This is a genomic window from Actinoalloteichus hoggarensis (assembly GCF_002234535.1).
In the GTDB taxonomy this organism is placed as follows: domain Bacteria; phylum Actinomycetota; class Actinomycetes; order Mycobacteriales; family Pseudonocardiaceae; genus Actinoalloteichus_A; species Actinoalloteichus_A hoggarensis.
The window spans coordinates 2,899,583-2,924,632 of the sequence record NZ_CP022521.1; the positions used below are offsets into that span (position 1 = coordinate 2,899,583).

The following is a 25,050-nucleotide window of genomic DNA, read 5'->3' on the forward strand; positions in this document are numbered from 1 at the left end:
GTCGGTTTCGACGCCGCGCGTCGCTGAGGCGTCGGCGGGCCGGCGCGGCCGCATGAGGCAGGGCGACACCCGCGTGGCGGGGCCGCCGCGACGGCCACAGCATGGCGAATGGCGAGACCGGCCGCTGCCCGCCCGTCCCTGCGGCCGCCGAGTCCCGCCGCGGGATCGAGCCGCATCGGCCAGCGCGCCGAGCAGCCCGCGCCGCGGGTGTCGGCGCCTGGCCCGCCGGGTCGATCGCGGCTACGCCGACCGAAGTCCGACGAGCGGCCTGCCGACGCGTCCGGAGCCGCACGCTCGACCGCCTCGCCGCTTGTTCCGGCGCGCACCGGAACGAGACCGAGGATCGGCTCATGACCGGGCGCGAAGAGCGGGCCACCGCACGGCGCGGTGGCGGCGAGCCTCGGGCGATCACCGCGGGTGCCCGCCCGATGTGTCCACCGCGCCGGCCGCCCAGGCGACGCCGCCCTCAGTCTCCCGAGGGCAGGATCGTGCGGAGCACCCCCCTGGGCAGGCCACGGGGTCGCCACTCCCGGGGGTAGCCCAGCGACACCTCTTCGAATCGGACGCCGTCCTCGTAGGTGGTGCGGGGGATGTGCAGGTGCCCGTAGACCACGGCCGTCGCGTTGAAACGAACGTGCCAGTCCGCGGTGAGCTCGGTGCCACACCACAGCGCGAACTCCGGATACCGCAGGATGCGCGTCGGCTGGCGTGTCATCGGCCAGTGGTTGATCAGCACCGTCGACGTGCCGGGCGGCAGCGCGGCGAGGCGTTGCTCGGTCTCGGCGACGCGCGCCCGGCCCCAGGCGTCCAGACTCGGGTACGGGTCGGGATGCAGCAGGTACTCGTCGGTGCAGACCACGCCCGCGTCCATGGCCGCAGCCAGCGCGGTCTCCTTGGTGGTCGTGCCCGCCGGCCGGAAGGAGTAGTCGTAGAGCAGGAACAACGGGGCCACCGTGACCGGGCCGCCTGAACCCGACCAGACGGGATAGGCGTCCTCCGGGGTGTGCACGTCGAGCTTCCGGCAGGACTCCACCAGAAGTCGGTAGCGGGCCTCGCCACGCAGGGTCACCGGATCGCCGGGCGTCGTCCACAGATCGTGGTTGCCCGGCGTCCAGATCACCTCGGCGAACCGGTCCTTCAACAGGCGCAGCGTCGACTCGACGTCCTCGATGCTGTCGGCCACGTCCCCGGCGACGATCAGCCAGTCGTCCGGGTGATTCGGGCGGACGGCCTCGACGATCTCGCGGTTCTCGGCGTGGGTCACATGCAGGTCGCTGGTGGCCAGCAGGCTGCCGCCCGAGGAGACGGTCATCCGGCGACGGGAGCGGTCGCGGTGGACCCGGCCCGCCGGGATCGCACACGTTCGGCGCCGTCGCGCCGGTTTCCTCGGGTCATCACAGTTCACCTTCCCTGGCGGGCCTGGGGTCGTCACGGTCGCCGGGCGAGCATGTCACCCGGCGCGCCCTCCGTCCACTGTGGCTGGCCGGCTCGGTGGTGCGGCGCCCCCGTCGGTGTCGGGCATGCCGTCGTCGTCTCGCGAAGCCCGAGGGTCCGGCGGTCAGCGTACGGCCCGGTCGGACAGCTCCCGGCGTCCGAGGGAACGGAGATGGACCTCGTCCGGCCCGTCGGCCAGTCGCAGCGACCGGGCGATCGCCCAGAACCGGGCCAGCGGCAGGTCCTGACTGACGCCCGCGGCTCCGTGCAACTGCACCGCCTTGTCCAGGATCCACTCGACGGCGCGGGGGACGGCGATCTTGATCGCCTGGATCTCGGTGTGCGCGGCGCGGTTTCCGACGGTGTCCATCAGCCACGCCGTCTTCAACACCAGCAGCCGGGCCTGCTCGATGCGCACGCGCGACTCGGCGGCCCATTCCCGCACGACGCCCTGATCGGCCAGCGGCCCGCCGAACGCGGTTCGACTCGCGGCGCGGTCGCGCACCAGGTCCATGGCCCGTTCCGCCATGCCGAGCAGCCGCATGCAGTGATGAATCCGGCCAGGACCGAGCCGGGCCTGCGCGATGGCGAAACCGGACCCCGGCTCGCCGAGCAGATTGCCGAGGGGCACCGCCACGTCGGTGAAGGTGATCTCGGCGTGTCCGCCGTGATCGTCGTCGGCATAGCCGAACTGGCTCATGCCTCGGCGGATCGAGACGCCGGGGGTGTCGACGGGAATCAGGATCATGCTCTGCCGCTCCCGCACAGGGCCGTCCTCGGCGGTGCGGCCCATCACGATGAGCAGCCTGCACTCCGGGTCCATCGCGCCGGAGACGAACCACTTGCGTCCGGTCACGATCCATTCGTCGCCGCGCCGCGTGATGCTGGTGGCGATGTTGGTGGCGTCCGAGGAGGCGACGTCCGGTTCGGTCATGGCGAACGCCGAGCGGATCTCGGCCGACAGCAGCGGGGCGAGCCAGCGTCGCCGCTGCTCCTCGTCGCCCGCCAGCGCCAGGATCTCCATGTTCCCGGTGTCCGGCGCGGCGCAGTTCAGCGCCTCCGGAGCGAGCCGGGGGCTCCGACCCGTGATCTCGGCGAGCGGCGCGTACTGAAGGTTGGTCAGGCCCGCGCCGTGCTCGCCCGGCAGGAACAGGTTCCACAGGCCTCGCCGTCTCGCCTCGGCCTGGAGTTCGCGCAGCACGGGCGGTCTCGCCCATCTCGTCTCGGCCGGGGTCTGCTCCGTCGCCGGCTCGGCCGGGTAGACGAACTCGTCCATGAACGCGAGCAGCGTCGCTCGCAGCTCCTCGGTGCGCTGATCGTGCGCGAAGTCCACGGTGGTCTCCTGGCCTCTCGTCTCGACGGCGGTGGAGGAACGGGGCTGTGGCGGTCCCGGCAGGCGGCGTCTCGAACTCCGTGACCGCGGACCGGGACGGCCGCGCCCGGATCGCGTTCTCCCGGGAAGAGGGTCAGTGCAGGGTCACCCCGCCGTCGACCACGAGGGTCTGACCGGTGATCCACGACGACTCCTCCGACGCGAGGAACGCGGCGGCGTCGGCCACGTCGGCGGGCACCCCGAGCCTGCCGAGGGGATAACCGGCGGCCACCTGCGACTCGCGACCCTCGTAGAGGGCGGCGGCGAATCGGGTCTTGACCACGGCCGGGGCGAGCGCGTTCACCCGGATTCTCGGGGCGAGCTCGACGGCGAGCTGTTCGGTGAGCCGGATCAACGCGGCCTTGGACGCGCCGTACACGCCGATGGCGGGTGCGGGCCCCAGCCCGGAGACCGAGGAGACGCAGACGATCCGGCCGCCGTGCTCGCCCAACCAGGCCCGGTGCGCCTCCTGAACCCAGCCGAGGACCGCGAAGACGTTGACCTCGAAAGTCTTGCGCACCGACGCCGGGTCCGCGTCCAGCAACGGCCCGTGCACCGGATTGGTGCCGGCGTTGTTCACCAGGACGTCGAGCCTGCCGAAGGTCTCGACGGTCGCGGCCACGGCCGCCGCCCGATGCGCCGCGTCGTCGCTGCGGCCGGCTATCCCGAGGGCGTGCGTCGGCCCGCCGAGCCCCGTCACCGCCTCGTCGAGCGACGCGGCGTCGCGCCCGGTGAGACACACCCGCGCGCCCTCCGCGACGAGTCGGCGCGCGATGCCCAGGCCGATGCCCCGGCTCGCGCCGGTGACGAGGGCGACCTGGCCTGCGAAGCGCCGGGCCTGTGCGGGGGTGCCGTTCACTGTCCTCGAGTTCATCGCCGCTCCTCGACCATCGAATGCTCACCGTCCGGGTCTGGCGTCGGGCCGTGGATGCCACGACGCCGTTCGCCGTCATCGCCGACCCTGCCGGCTTCGGCGGTCGACGTCTCCTGTCCTGCTCCGGGGCCCCACCGGCGTCGGACTCGGCCGCCAGGGGCTCGAACCCCACCGGTCCCGCCTGCGGCAGGGCACGACGGCCCCGCAGGCGCGGGACTGTCTGGGCGAGGGTGTGCGCGGCCGTCTTGGTCGGGACGCGAGCCCGGGATCCACATCGAACGCTCAGGACCGGCCGGCCGGCCTCGGCGTACCGGAGTCCCCGGTCACCTCCGCCGCCCGGTCCCCCTGCCGACTCCGGGCCCGTCGCATCGCTCCCAGCCACCGGTCCCGGTCGGCGGCACGCCTGCGCTCGTACTCGGCGACCTTCGGGTGCGGCAGGATCAGGAACGTGCCGCTGCGCAGGGCCGTGATCACGTCCTCGGCGACCCGCTCCGATCCGAGGACCGCGCCGGCGGCCAGGGTGGCGGAGTCCGGGCCCGCCCCGGCCAGCATCGGGGTCCGGACCCCCTGCGGACAGAGGCATGACACGGCGACGCCCTCGGCAGGGCACGTGATGGCCAGCCATTCCGCCAGCGCCACGGTCCCGTGCTTCGTGACGCTGTACGGGGCGGAGTCGACGTTGGTCAGCAGCCCGGCGGCCGAGGCCGTGAGCACGAGCCTGCCGCTGTCCCTGGCCACCATCCTGGGCAGCACGTGTGTGGCGGCGTGGACGTGGGCCAGCACGTGCACCTCCCATGATGCGGCCCAGTCGGCGACGTCGCCGAGTCCCCGGCCGCGGGCGACGCCCGCGTTGGAGCACCACACGTCGATCGGCCCGAGGTCGGACTCGATGCGTGCCACGGCGGCCCCGACCGCGTCGGCGTCGGTGACGTCCACCTCCAACGCGACCCCGACGCCGCCGGGCAGCGCCTCGGCCGTCTCGGCCGCCGCGGCACCGGCCAGATCGGCGACGACGACGGTGCGCGCGCCCTCGGTGGCGAGCGCGCGGGCCAGGGCGGCCCCGATTCCGGAGGCACCCCCGGTCACGACCGCGAGGCGGTCCTGGATCGAATACGGAGTCGACATCGTCTCGCGCGTCCCTCGCCTTCCGTCGTCCGTCCGGGACACCGGACGGCCTGCCGCCGCGCGTCGCCCCGCGGCCGTCGAGTCCGGCGGCCGTCGCCCGTCCGAGCCCGTCCGTCTCCGTCCGCGGCCGCTCCGGGCGGGGACGAGACCGGCCCCTCGGCACGGCGTCGGCGCGGCACCGACACCGCCGCCGGTCCGTCCGGTGCGCCCGGCGGGGCCTGCCCACCCGTCGGCGTTCCGTGTCCTGTGGTGATCCCGTGCCGGAGAGTAGACACGGTTCGACGGCCGCGTCTGCCCCCGTCGTCGCGGAGCTCGATCGGAGGCGGACCCGCGACTCCGGCCTGTCGAGCGACGTCGACGCTGGTCGGAGGCCTGACGGCTCGGGGCGGCCTGCGCGTGGCGGCCGGGTGCCGACGGCGTGAGAGGGGGCGCCCGCCCAACTTCGGCCGCTCGCCGCTGTGCGCGGTCCCCGCCGTCCGCCGTGGATCCGAAGCAGCCGTGACCCAGGCCGACGGCGTCGACGCGGACACGGTGGCGTCGGATTGATCGGCGCGGGGCGAGTCACCGGTGGCGAGCGGCTTTCCTTGACTCGGTGGCCGGGTCGAGTCCGGGACGGGGTCCCACAGGATGCCGGGACGGCCGCCTGACGCGGCCACGCGTGTTCCCCGGCGATCAGTCGACGTCGACTCCGCTGCCGCCCACCTGTCTCGCTGCCGCCCCCTGTCCTGGCCGCCGCCAACCGGCCTCGCTCCACTCGTTCGACTCGCTGCCACCCACCTGCTTCGCCGACGTCGACGGCCGCCGTCCACGACGGCCGCCGTCCACGACGCGACGGCGTCCGTGCCCGCCGGCAACCGCACCGCGACCCCGCCAGTTCCGCGAGGCCACACCGGACATCGGCGCCGCCAGGCGGGGCGCCGCCCGCCGTGTGTCGATCACGTCTCCTCGTGCAGCGCGGCGCGGCCGGCCGATGCCAGCGGCTCCACCAGATCGCCGATGCCGTCGAAGCCGCTGCCCGCCGTCTGACCGAGCTGATGACGGAGGTGGATTCCCTCCATGATCACCGCGAGTTTGAAGAAGCCGAGCGCCACATACCAGGGGAGGCCGTCGACGTCGCGGCCCGACGCGGCGGCGTAGGACTCGACGAGTTCAGCCTCGTCGGGGAAGCCGGGGACGGTCGCGGAGTTGACCGGCGCGTGGCCGTCCAGCGGTGCCCGCCTGCCGTAGACCAGGAGCATTCCCAGGTCGGTGAGCGGATCGCCCACCGTGGCCATCTCCCAGTCGAGGATCGCCCGCATCCGTCGATCCACACCGAAGATCGTGTTGTCCACCCGATAGTCACCGTGCACGACGGTGGGCGCCTGCGAGCGGGGCAGTCCGCGACCCAGCTCGGCGTGCAGCGCGTCCAGCGTGTCCGTCGGCCTGCTGCGAGACGACTCCAGCTGGGTCCGCCAACGACGCAGCTGCCGCTCCAGGAAGCCCGCGGGCCGACCGAAGTCACCGAGGCCCACGCGCTCCGGATCGACGGCGTGCAGGGTCACGAGCCGGTCCACCAGTTCCCGGCCGACCAGCGCCGCCCCGGCCCGCCCCATGGCGGCCAGCTCCGGCACGTCCAGTGTCGCCAGCCCGTCGACGAACTCCATGACGAAGAACGGCGCGCCGACGACGTCGACGTCCTGACACAGCAGCAGCGCCTCGGGCACCGGCACCGGAGTCGGTCGCAGCGCGCTGATCACGCGGAACTCCCGACTCATGTCGTGCGCGGTCGGCAGCACGTGACCGAGCGGCGGTCTGCGGACCGCCCAGCGCCCCGCCGCCTCGTCCGACACCTCGTAGGTGAGGTTGGACCGTCCGCCAGGCAGCAGCCGCGCCGTCAGCGCGCCCGTGACCCCGCCCGGCACCGCGCCCACCAGCCGATCGCGCAGCCGTGCCAGGTTCAGTCCGGGCGGATCGGCGGTGCCCGCGGGCACGGGGGCCTCGAAGGACGCGGCCCGGCGTCTCGCGGCGTCTCGCTCGTTCTCGTTCACCGTGTCGATGATGTTCCCTCCCCGGTCGATGGGCCACCCTGCCTCGGCGATCTCATCGTGCGATCGTTCGTCTTCTCGACGATTCGCCCGTGTCGCGACGGGCCGCCGTGTCGGGCTCGGCCCGCGTCGTCGGAACCGCGAGCCCACGGTGGCGGATGCCGTCTGCCCGCCCGAGCACGCGGGCAGGCCGACACCCCGGCATCGCCACCCGCTCGGCAAGCCGAGGCTCGCAGGCGCGCCGCCGCGGCCGATGCCGTCTCGGTCACCGTCGAGGCCGGATTCGCCGCCGTCCCGGGACACCGCGGCTCCGACGTGCCCGAGGCTCGCCGCGTGCGACCCTCGCGTGTCGAGTGTCGTCGCACGCCGGGGCCCATGACGCGATCCTGTGCCCGCGCACACGGCGGCGGGCGGCTTCCTGGGCGACTGCCCCGATCTCCCCGGCAGCCCTGGAACGCCGGTGCATCGCGTGTTGTCGTGGTCACACCGACCGCGCCGATCACCTCGGGGCCGACCCGTCCGCGGGGCCAGGCCCGATGCGATCCGCGTCGGCCGGTCGGGCGGCGGATCTCCCCGGTCGTGAGGCAGGCGATCCGCGGACCCGCATCCGTGACCGGCGACCGTCGGAGGGTGAGGCAGTGCACACCACGGTGCTCGATGCTCCGGCCGTGACCCGTAGCCGTCGGCAGGCCCGAGACGAGACAGGACCCCGGTGCACAGGTCTTCCGGGGGCGGGACATCCAGGGGCGGGACGTCCGAGGAGGGGAGACGACGTGAGCGCGACGGCAGACCCGGCCCTGCCCGGCGACACGGCGCTGCTGCGGGTGGACGGCCTGGACGTCACCTACGGCCGCGCGGTGCGGGCGGTCCGCTCGGTGAGCGTCGAGGTCGCGCGGGCCGGGATCGTGGCCGTGCTCGGTGCCAACGGCGCGGGCAAGACCTCGTTGCTGCGCGCCGTCTCGGGCACGCTGCCGCTGCACGGCGGCACCGTCGACGGCGGTCGCATCACCGTCGACGGGGCGCCGTTGACCGGCCGCGATCCGGCGGCCGCCGTACGAGCCGGCGTCGTGCAGGTCCCGGAGGGACGGCGGGTCTTCGCCGGACTCAGCGTCGCGGAGAACCTGCGCGCAGGCACCCTGGGCCTGCGCGGGCCCGGCCGGTCGGCGCGGATCTCGGCGTCGCTGGACCGGGTTCTCGCCCTGTTCCCGGTGCTGGCCGAGCGACGCGGGCAGCGCGCCGGTCTCCTCTCCGGCGGCGAGCAGCAGATGCTCGCCCTCGGCCGTGCCCTGATGGCCGAGCCGAGGCTGCTGCTGCTCGACGAGCCGTCGCTGGGCCTGGCGCCTCGGATGGTCGCACTGATCGCCGAGGTGATCACGGAGATCCACCGCCAGGGCGTCGGGGTGCTGCTCGTCGAACAGAATGCCGCGACCGCCCTGCGGCTGGCGGACCACGCCTACGTGCTGGACGTCGGCCGGGTTCGGCTGGCCGGGTCCGCCGAGCGACTCGCCGCCACCGACGAGGTCCGCAGGCTCTATCTCGGTGAGGCCGTGGGACCGGCGGACCTCGGCGCACCCGGTGAACCCCGCTCGCCCGTGGAGCCGGGCACCAACCGGGAGACCGACACCGCCGGGGGACTCGACGTACCGGCGCCGGTCCGGGCCCACGGGAGCGAGGTGGGCAGGCAGGCCCGCACCCTCCGGCGGTGGCGGCGATGAACCAGAATCCGCCCGCCCACGACCGGCCCACACCGGACCCGTCCGCCTGCGTCCCGAAGCCCGACGCCGAAGCGCCTCGACTCGTCGCCCGCGCCGTGACCGTGCGGTTCGCGGGCCTGGTCGCGCTGGACCGCGTCGACCTCACCGTGGCCCCCGGCACCGTGCACGCGCTCATCGGACCGAACGGCGCCGGGAAGTCGACGTTCTTCAACGTCCTCTCCGGCGTGCGCAGGCCCGACTCGGGGGCCGTCCTCTTCGACGGGCGAGAGCTGACCGGCCGCCCGCCGCACCGGATCGCGGCGACGGGCGTGGCTCGCACGTTCCAGAACATCGTGCTCACCAGAGGCACGGTCGCCGACAACCTGATGCTCGGACGGCACCTGCTGACCAGGGCGGGCTTCACGGCCACGGCGTTCGGACTGCCCGGCGTGGCCCGAGAACAGCGGACACACCGGGAACGCGCCAGGGAGATCGCCGAGTTCGTCGACATCGGCCGACTGTTCGACACGCCGGTCGACCTGCTGTCCTACGGCGACCGCAAGCGGGTCGAGCTGGCCAGGGCGCTGTGCATGGAGCCGAGGCTGCTGCTGCTCGACGAGCCCGTGGCGGGGATGAACACCGTGGAGCGGCGGCGCATGGCCGAGACCATCGCCGAGGTGCGGGCCGCACTGGGCCTGTCCGTCCTCGTCGTGGAGCACGACATGGGGCTGATCATGCGGATCGCCGACGAGGTCACGGTGCTCGACTTCGGCAGGCGGATCGCCTGCGGCCCGCCCCGGCAGGTCCAGCGCGATCCCGAGGTGATCCGCGCCTACCTCGGGTCCACTCCCGACGTGCCCTCGGTCGCCGACGTGCCGACGCCGGTGGTGCCGTCGGACGACCGCCGCGCCGAAGGGCACCGCGGGTTCCCGCCGCGCCCGGCCCGGCGGCCCGACGTCGAGGGTGGTGAGCGCCGATGACCACCCTGGTGGAGGTCCTGCTCACCGGACTGTCCCTCGGCTCGGTGTACGCGCTGATCGCGGTCGGTTTCGTGGTGATCTTCCGCGCCTGCGGGGTGATGAACTTCGCCCACGGCTCGCTGCTGCTGTTCGGCGGCTACCTGACCGCCGTGCTGCACGAGCCGCTCGGCTTCCTCGCCGCGCTGGCCGCGGCGGTCCTCGCCGCCGCCGCGCTGGCGGGGCTGATCGAGCTGCTGCTGATGCGACGGCGACCGACCGAGACCCACGTGCTGGCCATCGTCACCATCGGAGTCGACATCCTGCTGTTGACCGAGCTGGCCCGACGGATCGGGCCCGACGTGCTCGACCTCGGCGATCCGTGGGGCGCGGGAGTGGTGTCGGCGGGCGGCGTCACCGTCGCGCAGTCCAGGGTGGCCTCCGTCGTGGTCGCCGCCGCGCTGGTGTCCCTGTTGTTCGCCGCCTTCCGCTGGTCGCGGTGGGGGCTGGCGATGCGGGCCGCGGCCGCCGACCGCGAGGCCGCGTCGCTGATGGGACTGCGCCTGGGCCGCGTCCGCCTGATCGCCTGGTGCGTGGCCGGAGCGCTGGCCGCCGTGGCCGCCGTGTTCCTGGCCGCCTTCCCGACGCCGGGGCTGGACCGGGCGACCGGGGAGATCGCGTTGCGGGCCTTCCCGGCCGCCGTGCTCGGCGGCATGGACTCCGTCCCCGGAGCCCTGGTGGGCAGCGTCCTGATCGGCGTCACGCAGGCCGCGGCCGCCGGGTATCAGCGCAGCCTCGGGACGCTCGGTGAGGGACTCTCCGACGTCGCCCCGTACCTGGTGATGATCATCGTCCTGTTGATCCGCCCTCGGGGTCTGTTCGGCACGAGGGAGGCCGTCCGTGTCTGAGCGCCGCGATCCGCCGCCGGGCACCCGCCGGGCCGTCTCGAACCCTGCTCGGGGGATTCCGGCCGGGCCTACGCCGCGGCGTTCCCCGCGCCGACGGCCCGGGCCGGTCGGCGCGGCCCTCGGCATCCTGGTCACGGCGGCGGCGCCGTTCCTGCTGCCCTCGTCCTGGCTGCAGACCGGACTGTTCGCGATGGCGGCGGCGATCGGCGCGATCGGCCTGACCCTGCTGTCCGGCACGGCGGGGCAACTGTCGCTGGGCCACTCCTTCTTCCTGGCGGTGGGCGCCTACGGCTACGTCTGGGCCGCGGCGGAGCCCGGGCCCGACGCGGCGGGGCTCGGCCTGCCGCCGCTCGCCGCGATGCTGGTCGGCGTGCTGCTCGCCGGGGCGGCGGGCGGGATGTTCAGCCCGATCTCCGGCAGGCTGCGCGGGATGTACCTCGGCGTGGCGACGCTGGCCCTGGTGTTCATCGGCCACCACGTCCTGCTGCGCATGGACCCGGTCACCGGCGGTTACAACGGACGGTCGGTGCCCCCGATGGAGATCGCGGGCTTCGGTTTCACCGCCGACGACCCGACGGGCCTGCTCGTCCTCGGCAGACCCTTCGGCGCGGTGGAACGGCTCTGGTATCTCGGCCTCGCACTGGTGATCCTGGCCTGGCTCGTCGCCCGCAACCTCCAGCGTGGCAGGCCGGGACGGGCCATGGGTGCGGTACGGGACAGCGAGATCGCGGCGTCGGTGCTGGGCGTCCCCGTCGCGGCCCACCGCTCGGCCGCCTTCGTGGTGTCCTCGATGTACGCGGGACTGGCGGGCGTGCTCATCGCGCTGGCCTTCCGGCGGATCGTGCCGGACTACTTCGGACTCCCGCTGGCCGTGGACTACCTCGCGATGATCGTCATCGGCGGGCTCGGCTCGGTGGGCGGCGCCGTGCTGGGCGCGGTGTTCGTCACGATGCTCCCCCAGTTGATCACGCAGTATGCCGAGGTGCTGCCGCTGGTGGTGCCGCCCGGCGTCGTGGCGCCTGGTGTGACGCCCGCCGAGCTGTCCCGCTACCTCTACGGCGCCGCGATCGTCCTCGTCCTGCTCTTCGCCAGGGACGGACTGAGCGGTCTCCTCCGCGGACCGCGCGGACGCCCGCCCATCAGCGGCGAGGTCGGCGCCGCCCGCGTCGCCGAGCACCGCCCGCCGCCCGGCACACCGGATCGGAACGCCTCCACCGCCGTCTCGAAGGAGTCCACGCCGTGAGACCACTCGCACCACGCAGGACCACCGCGCTGCTGGCCGGGCTCGGACTGCTGCTGACCGCCGCGTGCAGCACCGCGGGCGAGGGCACCGACCGGACGGAGCCCGGCCTGACCAGCGGACCCGGCATCACCGAGACCACCATCTCGCTCGGAGCGCTCACCGACCTCACCGGCCCCTACGCCGCGTTGAGCACGAGCGTCGTCAACGCCCAGCAGCTCGCCGTCGACCAGATCAACGCCGACGGCGGAATCTGCGGCAGGACACTGGAGATCATCGTCCGCGACCACGGCTACGACGTGCAGCAGGCCCTCGGCGCCTACACCGAGATCGCCCCGTCCGTCGCCGCCATGCCCCAGCTCCTCGGCTCGCCCATGCTCGCGGCACTGCTGGACGACCTCGCCGCCGACGAGATGCTGACCTTCCCGCAGAGCTGGGACTCCACGCTGCTCGGCCGCCCGGAGATCCAGATCCCCGGCAACACCTACGACGTCGACATGATCAACGCCGTCGACTACCTGTCGCGGAACTCGCTGGTCGCCGACGGCGACGTGATCGGCCACGTCGTCTTCGAGAACGAGTACGGGGCGAACGCCCTGCGCGGTTCGACGTTCGCCGCCGAACGCGCGGGCCTGCGCGTCGTCGAGCAGCGGATCATGCCCACCGATCAGGACATGAGCGCCCAGGTCGCGGCGTTGCGCGATGCCGACGTCACCGCCGTGCTGTTCAGCGCGGGGCCCGCGCAGACCGCCTCCTTCGTGGGGGTGGCCTCGGCGGGCGGCTGGGACGTCCCGGTGATCGGCTCCACGCCGGCCTACGCCTCCCAGCTGTTGGAGACCGCCGCCGCACCGGCCCTGGAGGAGATGTTCGTCATGGTCAGCGGCGCCCCGGCGGCCTCCAGCGACCTTCCCGGCGTCCGTGCCCTGGTCGAGTCCTATCAGACCGCGTATCCGGACGAGTCCATCGACGGCGGCGTCCTCTCCGGCCACGGCGTCATCGAATTCCTCGCCGAGGCCCTGCGCATCGCCTGCGACCAGGGCGATCTCAGCCGGGCGGGCATCGTCGCGGCCCATCGCACCCAGGGACTCGTCGAGGGCGACCTGGGCATGGCCATGGACTTCTCCGATCCGGACCTGCCGCCGTCCGTCGACTCCTACCTGCTGCGACCGCAGGTCGGCGCCGACGGCGGACTCGTCGAGATCGAGACGGCGAGTCGGGCGCCCGCCGTCGCGGACTACACCTTCCCGACGTCCGGCTGATCACCGGCGACCCGCCGTGTCGCCCGCCGCGTCGACCCACCGTCAGGAACCGGAGTATCGATGGACTTCTCGCTCACCGACGAACAGCAGGCGATCCGTGACACGGTCCGCGCCTTCATGACCAAGGAGGTCATGCCGCTGGAGCAGCAGGCGCTGCGCCGCGAACGGCGTGGCCTGTCCGCGCTGGAACGCGACGAGCTGCGGGCACTCCAGCTCAAGGCCAAGGAGTTCGGCTTCTGGGGTCTGTCGACGCCGCAGCACTTCGGCGGCATGGACCTGCCCGCCGTCACCCAGTCGCTGATCTGGACCGAGACCGGCCGCTCCCACGTCCCGTTCCGCTTCGGGGGCGAGGCCGACAACATCCTCTACCACGGCACCGAGTCGCAGCAGGCGGAGTTCCTGCTGCCCACCATCGCGGGCGAGCGGCTCTCCTGCTTCGCGATCACCGAGCCCGCCGCGGGCTCGGACGCGGCCAACATCAGGATGACCGCCCGCCGGGACGGTGACGACTGGATCCTGCGTGGCGAGAAGGTCTTCATCACCGGCGGCAACGAGGCCGACTTCGCGATCGTCGTGGCCGTCACCGACCCCGAACTGGGCGCCAGGGGCGGGTCCACGGCCTTCCTCGTCGACCGGGCGATGGGCTGGCGATCGGAGTACATCGACACGATGGGCGAGGGCGGCCCCGCCGCGCTGGTCTTCGACGACGTCCGGGTGCCCGGCCGCAACGTCCTCGGCGAGGTCGGTCAGGGCTTCACCCTGGCCATGCAGTGGATCGGCAAGGGCCGGTACGCGATCCCGTCGCAGGCGATCGGCATCGCCGAGCGGGCGCTGGGGATGGCGGTGGACTACGCCAACACCAGGGAGACCTTCGGGCGGACCATCGGCTCCAACCAGGCCGTCCAGTGGATGATCGCGGACTCCGAGGTGGAGCTGGAGGCGGCCAGGGCGCTCGTGCTGCGCGCCGCCTGGGTCGTCGACGAGGGCGGCGACCCCCGGCACACCTCGGCACAGGCCAAGCTGTTCGGGGCGGCCATGGTGAACCGAGTCGTGGACAGGGTGATGCAGATTCACGGCGGCATCGGATACACCCGCGAGCTGCCCATCGAGCGGTGGTACCGGCAGGTCCGACTCTTCCGCATCTTCGAGGGCACCGACGAGATGCTGCGCCTGATCATCTCCCGGGATCTGCTGCGCGGGCACACCAAGATCGGCGGCCACCTCGGCTGAGGTGACCTTCGTCGACGACGAGTTTCTGGAGGGTCCATGTCACTGTCGCTGGCCTGCGTCCTGGCCGAGGCCGCCCGCGCCCACCCCGATCGGGTGGCCGTGATCGACGACGCCGTCCGCCTCACCTACGTCGAGTTGTGGGCCGAGGTCCGCGCGCTGGCCGCCGGGCTGGTCGAGCTCGGTGTCCGGCCCGGGGATCGGGTCGCGTTGATGGCGGCCAACTCGGCCGACTTCCCCCGCGCCTACTTCGCGGTGCTGACCGCCGGGGCCGTCGTCGTCCCGGTCCACCTGCTGCTCGCCCCGCAGGAGATCGCGCACGTGCTGCGGGACAGCGGGTCGACGCTGCTGCTCTGCGACGAGACCCTCGCCGCGGCGGCCGTGCGCGGTGGCGAGGCCCTCGACCTGCCGGTGGTCGTCCTCGGCTCCGGCGACGGGGACGGCGACGGACCGCCTCGGCTGGCGGACGTCGCGGCACGAGTGGACCCGCTGGCCACTCTGCGCACCAGATCGGCGGAGGACCCCGCCGTGATCCTCTACACCAGCGGAACCACCGGGACGCCCAAGGGCGCGGTGCTCAGCCAGCTCAACCTGCTCATGAACGCCACGGTCAACGCCTACGACGCGAACGACACGCGGCAGGTCGACGTCGTCATGGGCTGCCTGCCGCTCTTCCACGCCTTCGGGCAGACGGTGGCGATGAACACCGCCTTCCGGGTCGGCGCCACACTCGTGCTGATGCGGCGGTTCGAACCGGCCGCGGCGCTGGCGGCGATGGCCGAGCACCGCGTCACGATCTTCCACGGCGTCCCGACGATGTACGTCGCGCTGCTGGAGGCGGCTCGCGAGCTGCCGCGAGCCGACCTGCCGTCGCTGCGGCTGTGCGTGTCCGGCGGCGCCTCGCTGCCGTCGGCGGTGCTGGAGCGGTTCGAGCAGCGGTTCGAGACCACGATCTACGAGGGCTACGGGCTGTCCGAGACCTCGCCGACCGCCACCGCCAACCAGCCGAGGATGGGCACTCGGCCGGGCACCGTCGGACATCCGATCTGGGGTGTGGAGGTGGAGATCGCGCGGCACGACGTGCTCGAGAGCATCGAGCTGCTGCCGACCGGCGAGCTGGGGGAGATCGTGATCCGGGGGCACAACGTGTTCCTGGGCTATCACAATCGGCCCGAGGCGACGGCGGAGGCGATCGTCGACGGCTGGTTCCGCAGCGGTGACCTGGGCGTCAAGGACGCCGACGGCTTCATCACGGTGGTCGATCGGACGAAGGACGTCATCATCCGAGGCGGCTTCAACGTCTACCCCAGCGAGGTGGAGGACGTGCTGATGCGGCATCCGGGCATTCGACAGGTCGCGGTGATCGGCGTGCCGCACCCCCGGCACGGCGAGGAGGTGTGCGCGGTCGTGGTCGCCGCCGATCCCGCCGATCCGCCTACCGCCGCGCGGCTCGTGGAGTGGGCGACCGACCGCATCGGCCGACACAAGTATCCCCGGCTGGTGGAGCTGGTCACCGAGCTGCCGCTCGGCCCGAGCGGCAAGGTCCTCAAACGGGAGCTGCGGCGTCGGTATCGAAGCCGGGGGGAGCGCTCGGAACAGGCGGTGGGGGAGGACGTCGTCGCCGTGCGCGAGGCGACCGCGCCCGAGGGCGCGTGACCGGATGCCGGTGCGGCGCGGCGTCGTCGGCACCGACCGGGCGGGCGTGCCCGCCCGGACAGCGTTGCAGAGCCGTGGGGCGGACCCCGTGCGTGGCGCCCCGCCTCGTGATGAAGGAGGACTCGTGCGGGTCTGGCAGGTCCACGAACCCGGTGAGCCGGGTGCCGTGCTCACCAGGGCGGACGTCGAGATCCCGGTGGTCGGGCCGGGTCAGGTGCTGGTACGGGTGCTCGCCGCCGCCGTCAACTTCGCCGACGTGCTGCTCTGCCGGGGGCGGTACCAGGTGCGGCCGCCGCTGCCCTTCACCCCCGGTGTGGAGCTGTGCGGCGAGGTCGTCGAGCTCGGGCCGGAGGCGTTCGGCCCGGTGGTCGGCGACCGGGTGATCGGTTTGTCCGTGCTGCCGCACGGGGCGTTCGGCGAGTACACCGTGATGGCCGCCGACGCCGTCCTGCCCGCGCCGCGGGCGCTCAGCGACGCGGAGGCCTCCGCGTTGTGCATCGGATATCAGACGGGCTGGTTCGGGCTGCATCGGCGGGCCGGGCTGCGGGCGGGCGAGGTCCTGCTCGTGCACGCCGCCGCGGGCGGGGTGGGCAGCGCCGCCGTCCAGCTCGGCGCGGCGGCGGGCGCCACGGTCGTCGGGGTCGTCGGCAGCGCCGCCAAGGCCGAGGTGGCGCGTGAGTCGGGTGCCGACCTCGTCGTGGTGCGGGGAGAGGCGGACTTCGTCGACGTGGTGAACGAGGCCACCGACGGGCGGGGCGCCGACGTCGTCTACGACCCCGTCGGCGGCGACTCGTACCAGCGCTCCACCAAGTGCATCGCCTTCGAGGGCCGCATCGTCGTGGTGGGATTCGCGGGCGGGGTGATCCCGCAGCCGGGACTCAACCATGCCTTGGTGAAGAACTACTCGATCCTGGGCCTGCACTGGGGGCTGTACGCCCGGCGCGATCCGAACGCGGTGGCGGCGGCCCATCTGGAGTTGAGCAGGCTGGCGGCGGAGGGGACGGTACGACCGCTGGTCGCCGAACGGGTCGGCCTGGACGCCGTTCCGGAGGCGCTCCAACGGCTCGCCGACGGCCGTACCGTCGGCAGGCTGGTCGTCGAGCCGGGCCGCTGAGGCGGCGCGAAGGCCCGTCGGCGGCCCCGCTGGGTCCGCCGTGTTCCGTCGGGACGGGGACGGCGGACCCGAGTCGGTCGCCGGAGTCGTGTCACGTCGGCGTCGCGGCTCGGCGGGACGGTGCGGCGGTGCGATGCGGGCGTCAGCCTGTTCTCGGACCGGCTCTCGGTAAGGCGGTCGTTCCCGACGGGCTTCGTCCAGGCGTCCATCGCTCACACCACCTGGAGAAGACGTCTCGTCGGGACGACCGCACCGAGTCGATCGCGCGCCGTGAGACGCCGGGCAGCGCCGACTCGGGCGCCGTGCTCACCACACAGGGCAGCGGCCGTCTCGCGCCGCTCGCGGAGCGGACGATCATCGAGACCGCGTCGGACGACGCGGCATCACACCCGGTCGAGTCGAGTCTCACCGTGCCCGCCGTCGTGTTCGGCCGGCTCGGCCCGTGCCGATCTGTCACGGTGCCCAGGGCCGCGGCGCTCCCGATGTGAGCGGTCACAGGATGCTCTCGCCCGCGCCGCGGCCCGGCGTGCGGGCACCGGATCTCTGATCAGTGCCTTTCACCGACCGTCACGGTTCAGAAGGAGCACGGGTCCGACGACCGGCGGTGCGCTCGCCCCTTCCCCGGCACCTGACCCGTGAGTAACTTGATCCGGGTGATCGGAATGCCTGACAGGGCGGTCGGTATCCGAGTACACGGCAGGGCCGCCGAACGAACGGCGATCGACGAGCTGGGCAGACGGGCCCGCGACGGACACGGCGGCGCCCTGCTCCTCGTCGGCTCCCCGGGCCTGGGGCGCACCACCATGCTCGAACACGGCGCGCGGTGCGTGCCCGCGGCGACCGTGCTGCGCACCCGCGCGGTGCCCGCCGAGTCGAACCTCCGGCACAGCGGGCTGCACGCGCTGCTGCGGCCGGTCGCCGATCGACTGCATGCCCTCGGCGATGCGAGGACCCGACCGCTGGCGGCCGCCATGGACCTCGTCGACCAGTACTCCGACCACGACGAGACGGAATTCGTCGTCGGCACCGAACCGCGTCCACGGCTGTCGGACTCCTCGATACGGGCACCGCTTCCGACGGCCTTGGCGCCTGCGGTGCCGGTCCCACGCGAGTCGCCGGAGACCGACACCGGTCGGGTCGGCCGTGCCCTGCTGCACGTGTGGACCGCCCTCGCGACCGAGGGCGGCCTGCTCTGTTGCGTCGACGACGCCGACCAGCTGGACGCCGCCTCCCGCGCGGCGCTGTCCTTCGCCGTCCGACGACTGACACCCGCTCACCGGGTGACCGTGCTGCTGACGGCAGGCGAGGACACCCGGCCGTGGCCGCCGGAGATCCCGGTGTGCAGGCTTCGGCCGCTCGCCGACGCCGATGCCGCCGCGCTGCTGGACGAGCTCGCGCCGGGCCCGCTGCGACCCGCGGTCCGGGAACTGCTGTTGCGCAGCGGCGGGGGCGTTCCTCGGCTGCTGGCCGAGCTGGTCGCCGGGCTCGCTCCCGGCCAGCTCGCGGGCTCCCTGCCGCTGCCCCGGCATCTGCTGCCCGAGGAGTCGTTGGCCTGGCTGCACCGGACCCGCCTCGCCGGGCTGCCCGAGGACACCCGGATGCTGCTCCTGCTCGCCGCGGCGGAACGGGAGGTCACCGGCGCCGTGGACCTCGGCGTCCTGCTGCGCGCGGCGGCTCCTGCCGGATTGCGCGCCTGTGCTCTGGAGCCCGCCGAGTCCCGCGGGCTGGTCGCCGTGGACGGACCGACGCTGATCTTCGCCGATCGACTGCTGGCCGAGGTGGTGTATCGCGGTGAGCCCCAGGGGCGACGCCGATCGGCGCACGGGCTGCTGGCGGCCGCGGCGGGCGATCCCGGTCGGTCGCTGCCCGCGCTCCGGCACCGGGCCGCCGCCGTCATCGGGACCGACGCCGCGCTGGCCGACGCGATCGAGACGGCCGTCGACCGCGTCTTCTCGGACACCGCCGCGGGCGTCGACCCGATGGCCTGCGCGGACGCGCTGGCCGCGGCCGCCGCGCTGACCGACGACCCGGATCGTCGTGCCGCCCGACTGGTGCGCGCCGCCGAACACGCCTGGGCGGCGGGTCGCACCGATCGGGTCCGATCACTACTCGCGCGATCGGATCCGCCGCCGTCGTCCCCGCCGTCGCTGCGAGGGCGCACCGAGTATCTGCGGGGCCTCGTCGAGCTGCGGGACGGCATCGTCGAGGACGCCAGGGAGGCCCTGCTGCTGGCCGCGGACCTGTTACGCGAGTCGCCGGAGCCGGCGGCGGAGGCGCTCGCGCGGGCGGCGGAGGCCTGTTGGGCGGCGGGGGATCGTCGTGGGCTGGCGGCGGTCGCGGCGTCGGGTGTCTCGGGTGTCCGGATGGGGTGTGTCCGGTGGTCGGGTGGTGTGGCCGGTGCGGCGCGGGTTCTTCGTGGTGGTCGCCGCGGGGTGGGCGGCATCCTGCGGGAGTCGGGCGGTCGGGTGGTGGGCGAGGCCACGCTGGAGGAGCTGCTCGGCATCGCCGCCAACGCCGTGGTCCTGGGCGCGTCGAGGCTCGCGAGGCGGGCGAGCAGCAGGGCGGTGGCTCTGGCCAGGGTGGACGGTCGGACGGCGCTCCTCCCGCCCGCGCTGGAGCTGCTGGTCTATGCGGAGCTGCGTCTCGGCGAGCACGCGAGAGCCGCCGAGCACGCGATCGCGGGACTCGCCGCCGCCCGCGCGGCGGGCCAGACCAACTGCGCCCTGCATCTGCGGGCCGCGGCGGCGATGTCCGCCGCCGTCGCGGGCGACGCGGCAGGCTGTCGAGAGCACGCGACCGCCGTCATCGAGGCGGGACGCTCCAGGGGGCTGGCGATGGCCGTGAGCCTGGCCGAATGGAGTCTCGCGCGGCTGGATCTGTCGCTGTCCCGACCGAAGGACGCGGCGGATCGGCTGTTCCCGCTGGTCCAGGGAAGCGCAGGGCGTGGTCACTTCGCGATGCGCCTCCTGGCCGTCCCGTGTCTGGTGGAGGCCTCGGTGCTCGCCTGTGATCCACGCCCCGTCGATCGGCTGCTGCGGCGCTTCGAGGAGCGGGCGCGTGCGGTCGGGGACGCGGCGGCGCTCGCCCAGGCGTTGCGCTGTCGGGCGCTGCTGGTGGCCGACCCGGCCGAGGCGGACGCCGCGTTCGGCGCGGCCCTGCGGCTGCACGAGGCGTCGGGCACCGAGTTCGAGTACGCCAGGACCCTCCGGCTGCACGGTGAGTTCCTGCGCAGGCGGCGACGACGACGGGAGGCACGCGAGCGGCTGCGCAACGCGCTCCGACACTTCGAGGCGTGCGGGGCTCGGATCTGGGCCGACCGGGTGCGTGACGAGCTGCGCGCGACGGGCATCGGCCCCGAGGGCCGCGGTGGTCTCGTGGGCAGACTCACCCCGCAGCAGCTGCGGATCTCACGTCACGTCGCGGCGGGGGCGACCAACCGCGAGGTCGCCTCGACGCTGTGTCTGAGCCCGCGCACCATCGATCACCACCTGCGCAACGTGTTCGCCGCGCTCGGAGTGCGGTCCAGGGTCGAGCTGGTGCACGCGCTGGCCATGGAGGGCGACGACCCGGTCGAGGCCGCCCGGTCGGGGCGGGCCGGGAGCGCGGTCGGGACGCCCCTGCCCCCCGGCCCGCGTGGCTCGACCGCGAGAGGGACCAGGTCGGCGCGATCGACGGCGGGAGACTCGACGGCGGGGGCCTCGACGGCGGGCAGATCGCCGCGCGATCCCGCCTCGCACGAACCGTCGCTCCGGGAAACCATGCGCGCGGCGGGCTCGGCCGAGGTGCGCAGCCGGCCGCGGGGGCCGTCGTGAGCCGCGCCGGAGCCGCCGCGCTCGCCGTGTGTCGTCCAGCGGCCGTCGAACCGAGACGACGGCGGACGGCCGGGCGCGGCGGCGTGTGTCACACCGGACCGCCTCACGCCCCCGCCGCGTCGCCCTCGGACGGCGGCGCCGCGGTCGCGAGCCTGCGGCATGTCCGAGTCGAGGGAGGGCCATGGTGAGACCGACTACGGCGGGCCGGATGGACGTCGAGCCCGCCGACCACCTCGGCTCGCCGCTGTTCGGCGGGCGACTGCGGCGTGTCGCGACGCGGACCGAATCGACACTCTCTCGATCGTCCGGTCTGGACGCCCGTGCGCTGCCCGGCCTTCCCGAGGCGAGACCGCCCATCCGATCCAGGGCCGACGGGGCGGCGGTCGCCCTGCTGCACCGGACCGCCGCCGTGCTGCTCAGCGAACTCGGTGAGCTGACCGATCGGCTGGTGACGTCGCTGCGAGCACAGGAGGCGGCCTACCGGGCGGCGGCGGTCGACCCGGACGAACTGTGGCACGAGGTGCACGAGTCGCTGGAGAACAACGTTCGCGCCCTGCTGCGGCCGAAGGAGACGCGCGAGCCCGCCCGGCGATGCTCCTGGCGGATCGGCGCCCAGCGTGCCGAGCAGGGCATCCCGTTGGACGCCCTGCTGCACGCCTTCAGGCTCGGCGGCGGCATCGTCTGGCAGGGCCTCGTGGAGACCGCGACCCGCGACGATCCCGAGGACGTCCACCTGCTCGTCCACGTGGCCGCCGACGTCTGGAACTTCGTCGACGAGCACTGCGGGCTCGTCGCCGAGGCCTATCGCCAGGTCGAGACGAGACTGACCCGCCGTCGACACGAGCGGCTGCGTGCCCTGGTGGGGGCGCTGCTCGACGGGGCGGCACGCATCGCCGACGTCCCGGCGGTCGCCGCCGCGCTCGACCTGCCGGAGCACGGACGCTACGCGGTGGTCGTCGTCGCGGGGGGCGAACGCAGCTCCTATCGGGGTTCGTTCCTGCCGCCGTCGGTGGCGGGTGCCCGCATCGTCTGGCACATCGGCGTGGAGTCCGACCGGGGCATCGTGCTGTTGGGAGACGACCACGGCGTCGAGGAGCTGGCCCGGTCGCTGCGTGTTCCGACCGGGGGCCGGGCGGGCATCAGCCCGGTGGCGAGCGGTCTGGCGGCGCTGGGCTCGGCCTGTCGACTCGCCGAGATCGCGGTGACCACCTGCACCCGTGACGGGGAGGCCGCGCTGCTGCACGACCACCTCCCCGCCGCGATGGCCGTCTCCTGCCCCGACCTGGGCGCCGCCCTCATCGAGCGGGCACTCGGTCCCGTCCTTGCCTTGGACCCGCCCGATCGGGAGCTGCTGCTGTCCACGGTGACGGCCTGGCTCGACAGCGACGGATCGGCGTTGCGGGCGGGAACGCAGCTGTTCTGCCACCGCAACACCGTGCTGAATCGGCTGCGTCGCTTCGAGCAGCTCACCGGCCGATCGCTGAACCGGCCCCGTGATCTCGTCGAGTTGTCCCTGGCACTGGAGGCCCGCCGTGTCCTGCCCGCCGGGTCGCCCGCGCGGCAGGCGTCGGCGGGCCGGTGCTGATGCGTGCCGAACGGGCACGGCGCGGCCGAGTCCTGCCGCGCCGTGCCGCCGATCAGCCGTCCGGGTAGAGCCGGGAGACGGTCTGTGCCACGCAGCACGGCCGCTCGGCGCCTCGGGCCGTGACGGTGACGGTCGCGACGAGCGCGAGCGCCCCGTCGGCGAGCGGCGTCGCCTCGTCGATCCGGCTGACGGCGCGGACGACGCTTCCCGTGCGCAGCGGCGCGGGGAACCGCACCCGGTTGAGGCCGTAGTTGACCCCGGCCCGCAGGCCCGCCACGCGGTACAGGCCTCGGTTGAGCTTCGGCAGCAGCGACAGGGTCAGGTAGCCGTGGGCGACCGTCCCGCCGAAGGGCCCCTTCGCCGCCCGCTCCGGGTCGGTGTGGATCCACTGTCGATCGTCGGTCGCCTCGGCGAACGCGTCCACCCTGGCCTGCTCGATCGGCTCCCACGGACCGGGGCCGATGACGGTGCCCACCGCCTCGATCAGGTCGGCGAACGAGGCGAAGATCCGCGGCGGCTCCTCGGAGGCGTGCGGCCCGGCATCGGGCAGGCGGCCGGTCGTGGCCGGTACGCCCGGCTGTTCCGACGGCGGCGGCCCGACCGGGTCCGGCTCGGCTCCCTCACGGGCGGTCACCGCGCGCCGCCGTTGACGTAGATCGTCTGGCCGCTGACGTAGGAGGCCGCGTCGGAGGCGAGGAAGGCGATCACCTCCGCCACCTCGGCGGGCCTGCCCACCCGGCGGAGGGGGATCTGCTCGGCGGCTCGCCGCTGATGCTCGGCGGCCTCCAGCCCGACCCGCCGGGCGGTGGCCGCCGTCATCGCGGTGTCGATGTAGCCGGGTGCCACGGCGTTCACCGTCACCCCGAAGGGGCCCAGCTCGATCGCCAGCGTCGCCGTCAGACCCTGGACGCCCGCCTTGGCGGCCGCGTAGTTGACCTGGCCGCGGGCGCCCAGCGCCGAGCGGCTGCTGAGATTGACGATGCGACCGTATCCGGCGGCCACCATCGGCCCCTGCGCGGCGTGGCAGCACAGGAACATGCTGGTCAGATTCGTCGTGATGACCGCGTCCCACTCGGCCGCGGGCATCTTGAACAGCAGGTTGTCCCTGGTGATCCCGGCATTGTTGATCAGAATGTCGAGTCTGCCGAACCGGTCCACGACGTGGGCGGTCATCGCCGTCACGTCATCCTCCACGGCGACGTCGCAGCCGATCGCCACGGCGCTGCCGCCCGCCGCCGCGATCTCCTCGGCGACGGGGCGTGCTCGGTCCTCGGTCAGGTCGACCACGGCCACCGTCGCGCCGTCGGCGGCCAGGCTGCGTGCCGCGGCGGCGCCGATGCCCTGCGCGGCACCGGTGACGACGGCGACTCGGTCGGCGAATCTGCTCACGGTGATCCCCTTCTGTCCAACGAATGCTGTCTCGGTCGTCTCTCGGTCCGGTGCCATGGCGTTCCCTGCGGTGCCGGGTGTCGCGCCTCCGCCGCCCTCGCTGCCTCGCCGGCGGCGCAGGCCCGCCCGCCGCGTCGTCCCCCGACGGCGGCGGCGACCCCGGCGGCGGTCGATCAGTTGCCGTCGACGAGCACCGCCGTGCCCTGACCCACGCCGACGCACAGCGTCGCCAGACCCCGCCGTGCGCCGGTCCGCCGCATGCGATGCAGCAGCGTGGTGAGGATGCGGGCGCCGGAGCAGCCGAGCGGATGGCCCAGGGCGATGGCGCCGCCGTCGGGATTCACCAAGTCCTCGGGCAGGTCCAGCGCGTCGACGACGGCCAGTGTCTGCGCGGCGAAGGCCTCGTTGACCTCCACCGCGTCGAGATCCGTCACACGCCTGCCCGTCCGGGCGGTCACCGCGCGGACGGCGGGCACCGGGCCGAGCCCCATGACGTCCGGATGCACGCCGACGCTGGCGCCGCCCGCATAGCGGCCCAGCGGTGCGACCCCGAGGTCGGCCAGCGCCGAGTCGCTCACCAGCAGCAGGCAGGCGGCGCCGTCGTTGAGCGGTGAGGAGTTGCCCGCCGTCACGGTGCCCTCGGCGCGGAACACGGGCCGCAGCCGCGCCAGCCGTTCCGCCGAGGTGTCCTCACGGATGCCTTCGTCGGTGTCGACCAGCGAACCGTCCGGGGTGCGGACCGGCAGCAGCTCATCGGCGAACCGGCCCGCCGCCCGCGCCTCGGCCGCCCTGCGATGGCTGCGCAGCGCGAAGGCGTCCTGTCGCGCTCGCGAGATCGAACACCGGGCCGCGACCTGCTCGGCCGTCTCACCCATCGACAACACGCCGTGTCGCTCGCCCATCCGCTCGTGCACCAGCCGCCAGCCGAGCCGGGTGTCGGCCAGTTCCATCGTCGGCGGCAGCCCGTCCGCAGGACGCGGCAGCACGAACGGCGCGCGGCTCATCGACTCCGAGCCGCCCGCGAGCACGACGTCGACCTCTCCGGAGGCGATCGCTCGCGCCCCGGTGACGACCGCCTCCAAGCCGGAGGCGCACAACCGGTTCACCGTCGCTCCGGGCACCGAGTCCGGCAGACCCGCGAGCAGGGTCGCCATCCTGGCCACGTTCCGATTGTCCTCGCCGGACTGGTTGGCCGCTCCCCAGTAGACGTCGTCGATCCTGGCGGGCTCCAGCGTGGGCACGTCGGCGAGCAGCCCGGCGATGACCTGGGCGGCCAGCTCGTCGGGACGGACGGTGCTCAACGCCCCGCGCAGTCTGCCGATCGGGGTGCGGCGGGCGGCGACGAAGTGGACGGCGCGCATGGTCGGGGCTCCTCCGGGGC

18 protein-coding genes are annotated in these 25,050 nt (G+C 73.8%); 10 read left to right on the plus strand and 8 right to left on the minus strand.

Annotated features, from left to right (window positions below; genetic code table 11):
* Positions 1-466: 466 nt before the first annotated feature.
* From AHOG_RS12760 to AHOG_RS12785, 5 genes are all read right to left on the minus strand, one after another.
* Complete coding sequence (locus AHOG_RS12760) at positions 467-1,312, minus strand: metallophosphoesterase family protein (RefSeq protein ID WP_093941554.1); 846 nt, start codon at positions 1,310-1,312, stop codon at positions 467-469.
* Between the two features lie 246 nt (positions 1,313-1,558).
* Complete coding sequence (locus AHOG_RS12765; protein ID WP_093941555.1) at positions 1,559-2,767, minus strand: acyl-CoA dehydrogenase family protein; 1,209 nt, start codon at positions 2,765-2,767, stop codon at positions 1,559-1,561.
* Positions 2,768-2,900: 133 nt separating this feature from the next.
* Positions 2,901-3,680 carry an SDR family oxidoreductase gene (locus AHOG_RS12770; protein ID WP_093941556.1) on the minus strand — a complete coding sequence of 260 codons (780 nt, stop codon included), beginning with the start codon at positions 3,678-3,680 and terminating at the stop codon, positions 2,901-2,903.
* A gap of 282 nt (positions 3,681-3,962) precedes the next feature.
* Positions 3,963-4,805, minus strand: coding sequence for an SDR family NAD(P)-dependent oxidoreductase (locus tag AHOG_RS12775; protein ID WP_093941557.1), 843 nt, complete (start codon positions 4,803-4,805; stop codon positions 3,963-3,965).
* Between the two features lie 935 nt (positions 4,806-5,740).
* Positions 5,741-6,775 (minus strand): phosphotransferase family protein, encoded by a 1,035-nt coding sequence (locus tag AHOG_RS12785; protein ID WP_093944408.1) that lies wholly within the window; start codon positions 6,773-6,775, stop codon positions 5,741-5,743.
* A gap of 869 nt (positions 6,776-7,644) precedes the next feature.
* On the opposite strand from AHOG_RS12785, the gene AHOG_RS12790 reads away from it, so the two are divergent.
* The 10 genes from AHOG_RS12790 (at position 7,645) to AHOG_RS12840 (ending at position 22,280) form a co-directional block, all read left to right on the plus strand.
* Positions 7,645-8,544: an ABC transporter ATP-binding protein gene (locus AHOG_RS12790; protein ID WP_211290638.1), complete on the plus strand. Its 900-nt coding sequence runs from the start codon at positions 7,645-7,647 to the stop codon at positions 8,542-8,544.
* Entirely contained in the window at positions 8,541-9,503 is a 963-nt protein-coding gene (locus AHOG_RS12795; RefSeq protein WP_093944409.1) for an ABC transporter ATP-binding protein, read from the plus strand. The genes AHOG_RS12790 and AHOG_RS12795 overlap by 4 nt, the downstream gene beginning before the upstream one ends.
* Positions 9,500-10,387: a branched-chain amino acid ABC transporter permease gene (locus AHOG_RS12800; RefSeq protein WP_093941560.1), complete on the plus strand. Its 888-nt coding sequence runs from the start codon at positions 9,500-9,502 to the stop codon at positions 10,385-10,387. Before AHOG_RS12795 ends, AHOG_RS12800 begins: the two co-directional genes overlap by 4 nt.
* Positions 10,380-11,630, plus strand: a complete 1,251-nt coding sequence (locus AHOG_RS12805; RefSeq protein ID WP_245856718.1) for a branched-chain amino acid ABC transporter permease — start codon at positions 10,380-10,382, stop codon at positions 11,628-11,630. The genes AHOG_RS12800 and AHOG_RS12805 overlap by 8 nt, the downstream gene beginning before the upstream one ends.
* Positions 11,627-12,886, plus strand: coding sequence for an ABC transporter substrate-binding protein (locus tag AHOG_RS12810; RefSeq protein WP_093941561.1), 1,260 nt, complete (start codon positions 11,627-11,629; stop codon positions 12,884-12,886). Before AHOG_RS12805 ends, AHOG_RS12810 begins: the two co-directional genes overlap by 4 nt.
* Positions 12,887-12,946: 60 nt before the next feature.
* The gene (locus AHOG_RS12815; protein ID WP_093941562.1) at positions 12,947-14,116 is read left to right on the plus strand and encodes an acyl-CoA dehydrogenase family protein; all 1,170 of its coding nucleotides are present in this window, start codon (positions 12,947-12,949) and stop codon (positions 14,114-14,116) included.
* Between the two features lie 36 nt (positions 14,117-14,152).
* Positions 14,153-15,769, plus strand: coding sequence for a long-chain-fatty-acid--CoA ligase (locus AHOG_RS12820; protein WP_093941563.1), 1,617 nt, complete (start codon positions 14,153-14,155; stop codon positions 15,767-15,769).
* 124 nt (positions 15,770-15,893) lie between these two features.
* Entirely contained in the window at positions 15,894-16,883 is a 990-nt protein-coding gene (locus AHOG_RS12825; RefSeq protein ID WP_184450822.1) for an NADPH:quinone oxidoreductase family protein, read from the plus strand.
* Positions 16,884-17,545: 662 nt separating this feature from the next.
* Positions 17,546-20,695 carry a helix-turn-helix transcriptional regulator gene (locus AHOG_RS12835; protein WP_157736792.1) on the plus strand — a complete coding sequence of 1,050 codons (3,150 nt, stop codon included), beginning with the start codon at positions 17,546-17,548 and terminating at the stop codon, positions 20,693-20,695.
* A 181-nt stretch (positions 20,696-20,876) separates the two neighbouring features.
* On the plus strand, positions 20,877-22,280 hold the full coding sequence (locus tag AHOG_RS12840; RefSeq protein WP_211290588.1) for a PucR family transcriptional regulator: 1,404 nt from the start codon (positions 20,877-20,879) through the stop codon (positions 22,278-22,280).
* 52 nt (positions 22,281-22,332) lie between these two features.
* Here the strand turns inward: AHOG_RS12840 and AHOG_RS12845 are convergent, their stop codons facing one another.
* The 3 genes from AHOG_RS12845 to AHOG_RS12855 all read right to left on the minus strand — a co-directional run bounded on the left by AHOG_RS12845 (position 22,333) and on the right by AHOG_RS12855 (position 25,030).
* Entirely contained in the window at positions 22,333-22,914 is a 582-nt protein-coding gene (locus tag AHOG_RS12845; protein WP_311770128.1) for a MaoC family dehydratase, read from the minus strand.
* The gene (gene fabG / locus AHOG_RS12850) at positions 22,911-23,669 is read right to left on the minus strand and encodes a 3-oxoacyl-ACP reductase FabG (RefSeq protein ID WP_093941568.1); all 759 of its coding nucleotides are present in this window, start codon (positions 23,667-23,669) and stop codon (positions 22,911-22,913) included. Before fabG ends, AHOG_RS12845 begins: the two co-directional genes overlap by 4 nt.
* 173 nt (positions 23,670-23,842) lie before the next feature.
* Entirely contained in the window at positions 23,843-25,030 is a 1,188-nt protein-coding gene (locus tag AHOG_RS12855) for a thiolase family protein (RefSeq protein ID WP_093941569.1), read from the minus strand.
* Positions 25,031-25,050: the final 20 nt, after the last annotated feature.

Bases quoted from the DNA above. Each gene is read 5' to 3' on its own strand.
- AHOG_RS12760 (WP_093941554.1), bottom strand. From the start codon at position 1,312: ATGACCGTCTCCTCGGGCGGCAGCCTGCTGGCCACCAGCGACCTGCAT.
- AHOG_RS12770 (WP_093941556.1), bottom strand. From the start codon at position 3,680: ATGAACTCGAGGACAGTGAACGGCACCCCCGCACAGGCCCGGCGCTTC.
- AHOG_RS12775 (WP_093941557.1), bottom strand. From the start codon at position 4,805: ATGTCGACTCCGTATTCGATCCAGGACCGCCTCGCGGTCGTGACCGGG.
- AHOG_RS12795 (WP_093944409.1), top strand. From the start codon at position 8,541: ATGAACCAGAATCCGCCCGCCCACGACCGGCCCACACCGGACCCGTCC.
- AHOG_RS12800 (WP_093941560.1), top strand. From the start codon at position 9,500: ATGACCACCCTGGTGGAGGTCCTGCTCACCGGACTGTCCCTCGGCTCG.
- AHOG_RS12815 (WP_093941562.1), top strand. From the start codon at position 12,947: ATGGACTTCTCGCTCACCGACGAACAGCAGGCGATCCGTGACACGGTC.
- AHOG_RS12820 (WP_093941563.1), top strand. From the start codon at position 14,153: ATGTCACTGTCGCTGGCCTGCGTCCTGGCCGAGGCCGCCCGCGCCCAC.
- AHOG_RS12835 (WP_157736792.1), top strand. From the start codon at position 17,546: ATGCCTGACAGGGCGGTCGGTATCCGAGTACACGGCAGGGCCGCCGAA.
- AHOG_RS12840 (WP_211290588.1), top strand. From the start codon at position 20,877: ATGGTGAGACCGACTACGGCGGGCCGGATGGACGTCGAGCCCGCCGAC.
- AHOG_RS12855 (WP_093941569.1), bottom strand. From the start codon at position 25,030: ATGCGCGCCGTCCACTTCGTCGCCGCCCGCCGCACCCCGATCGGCAGA.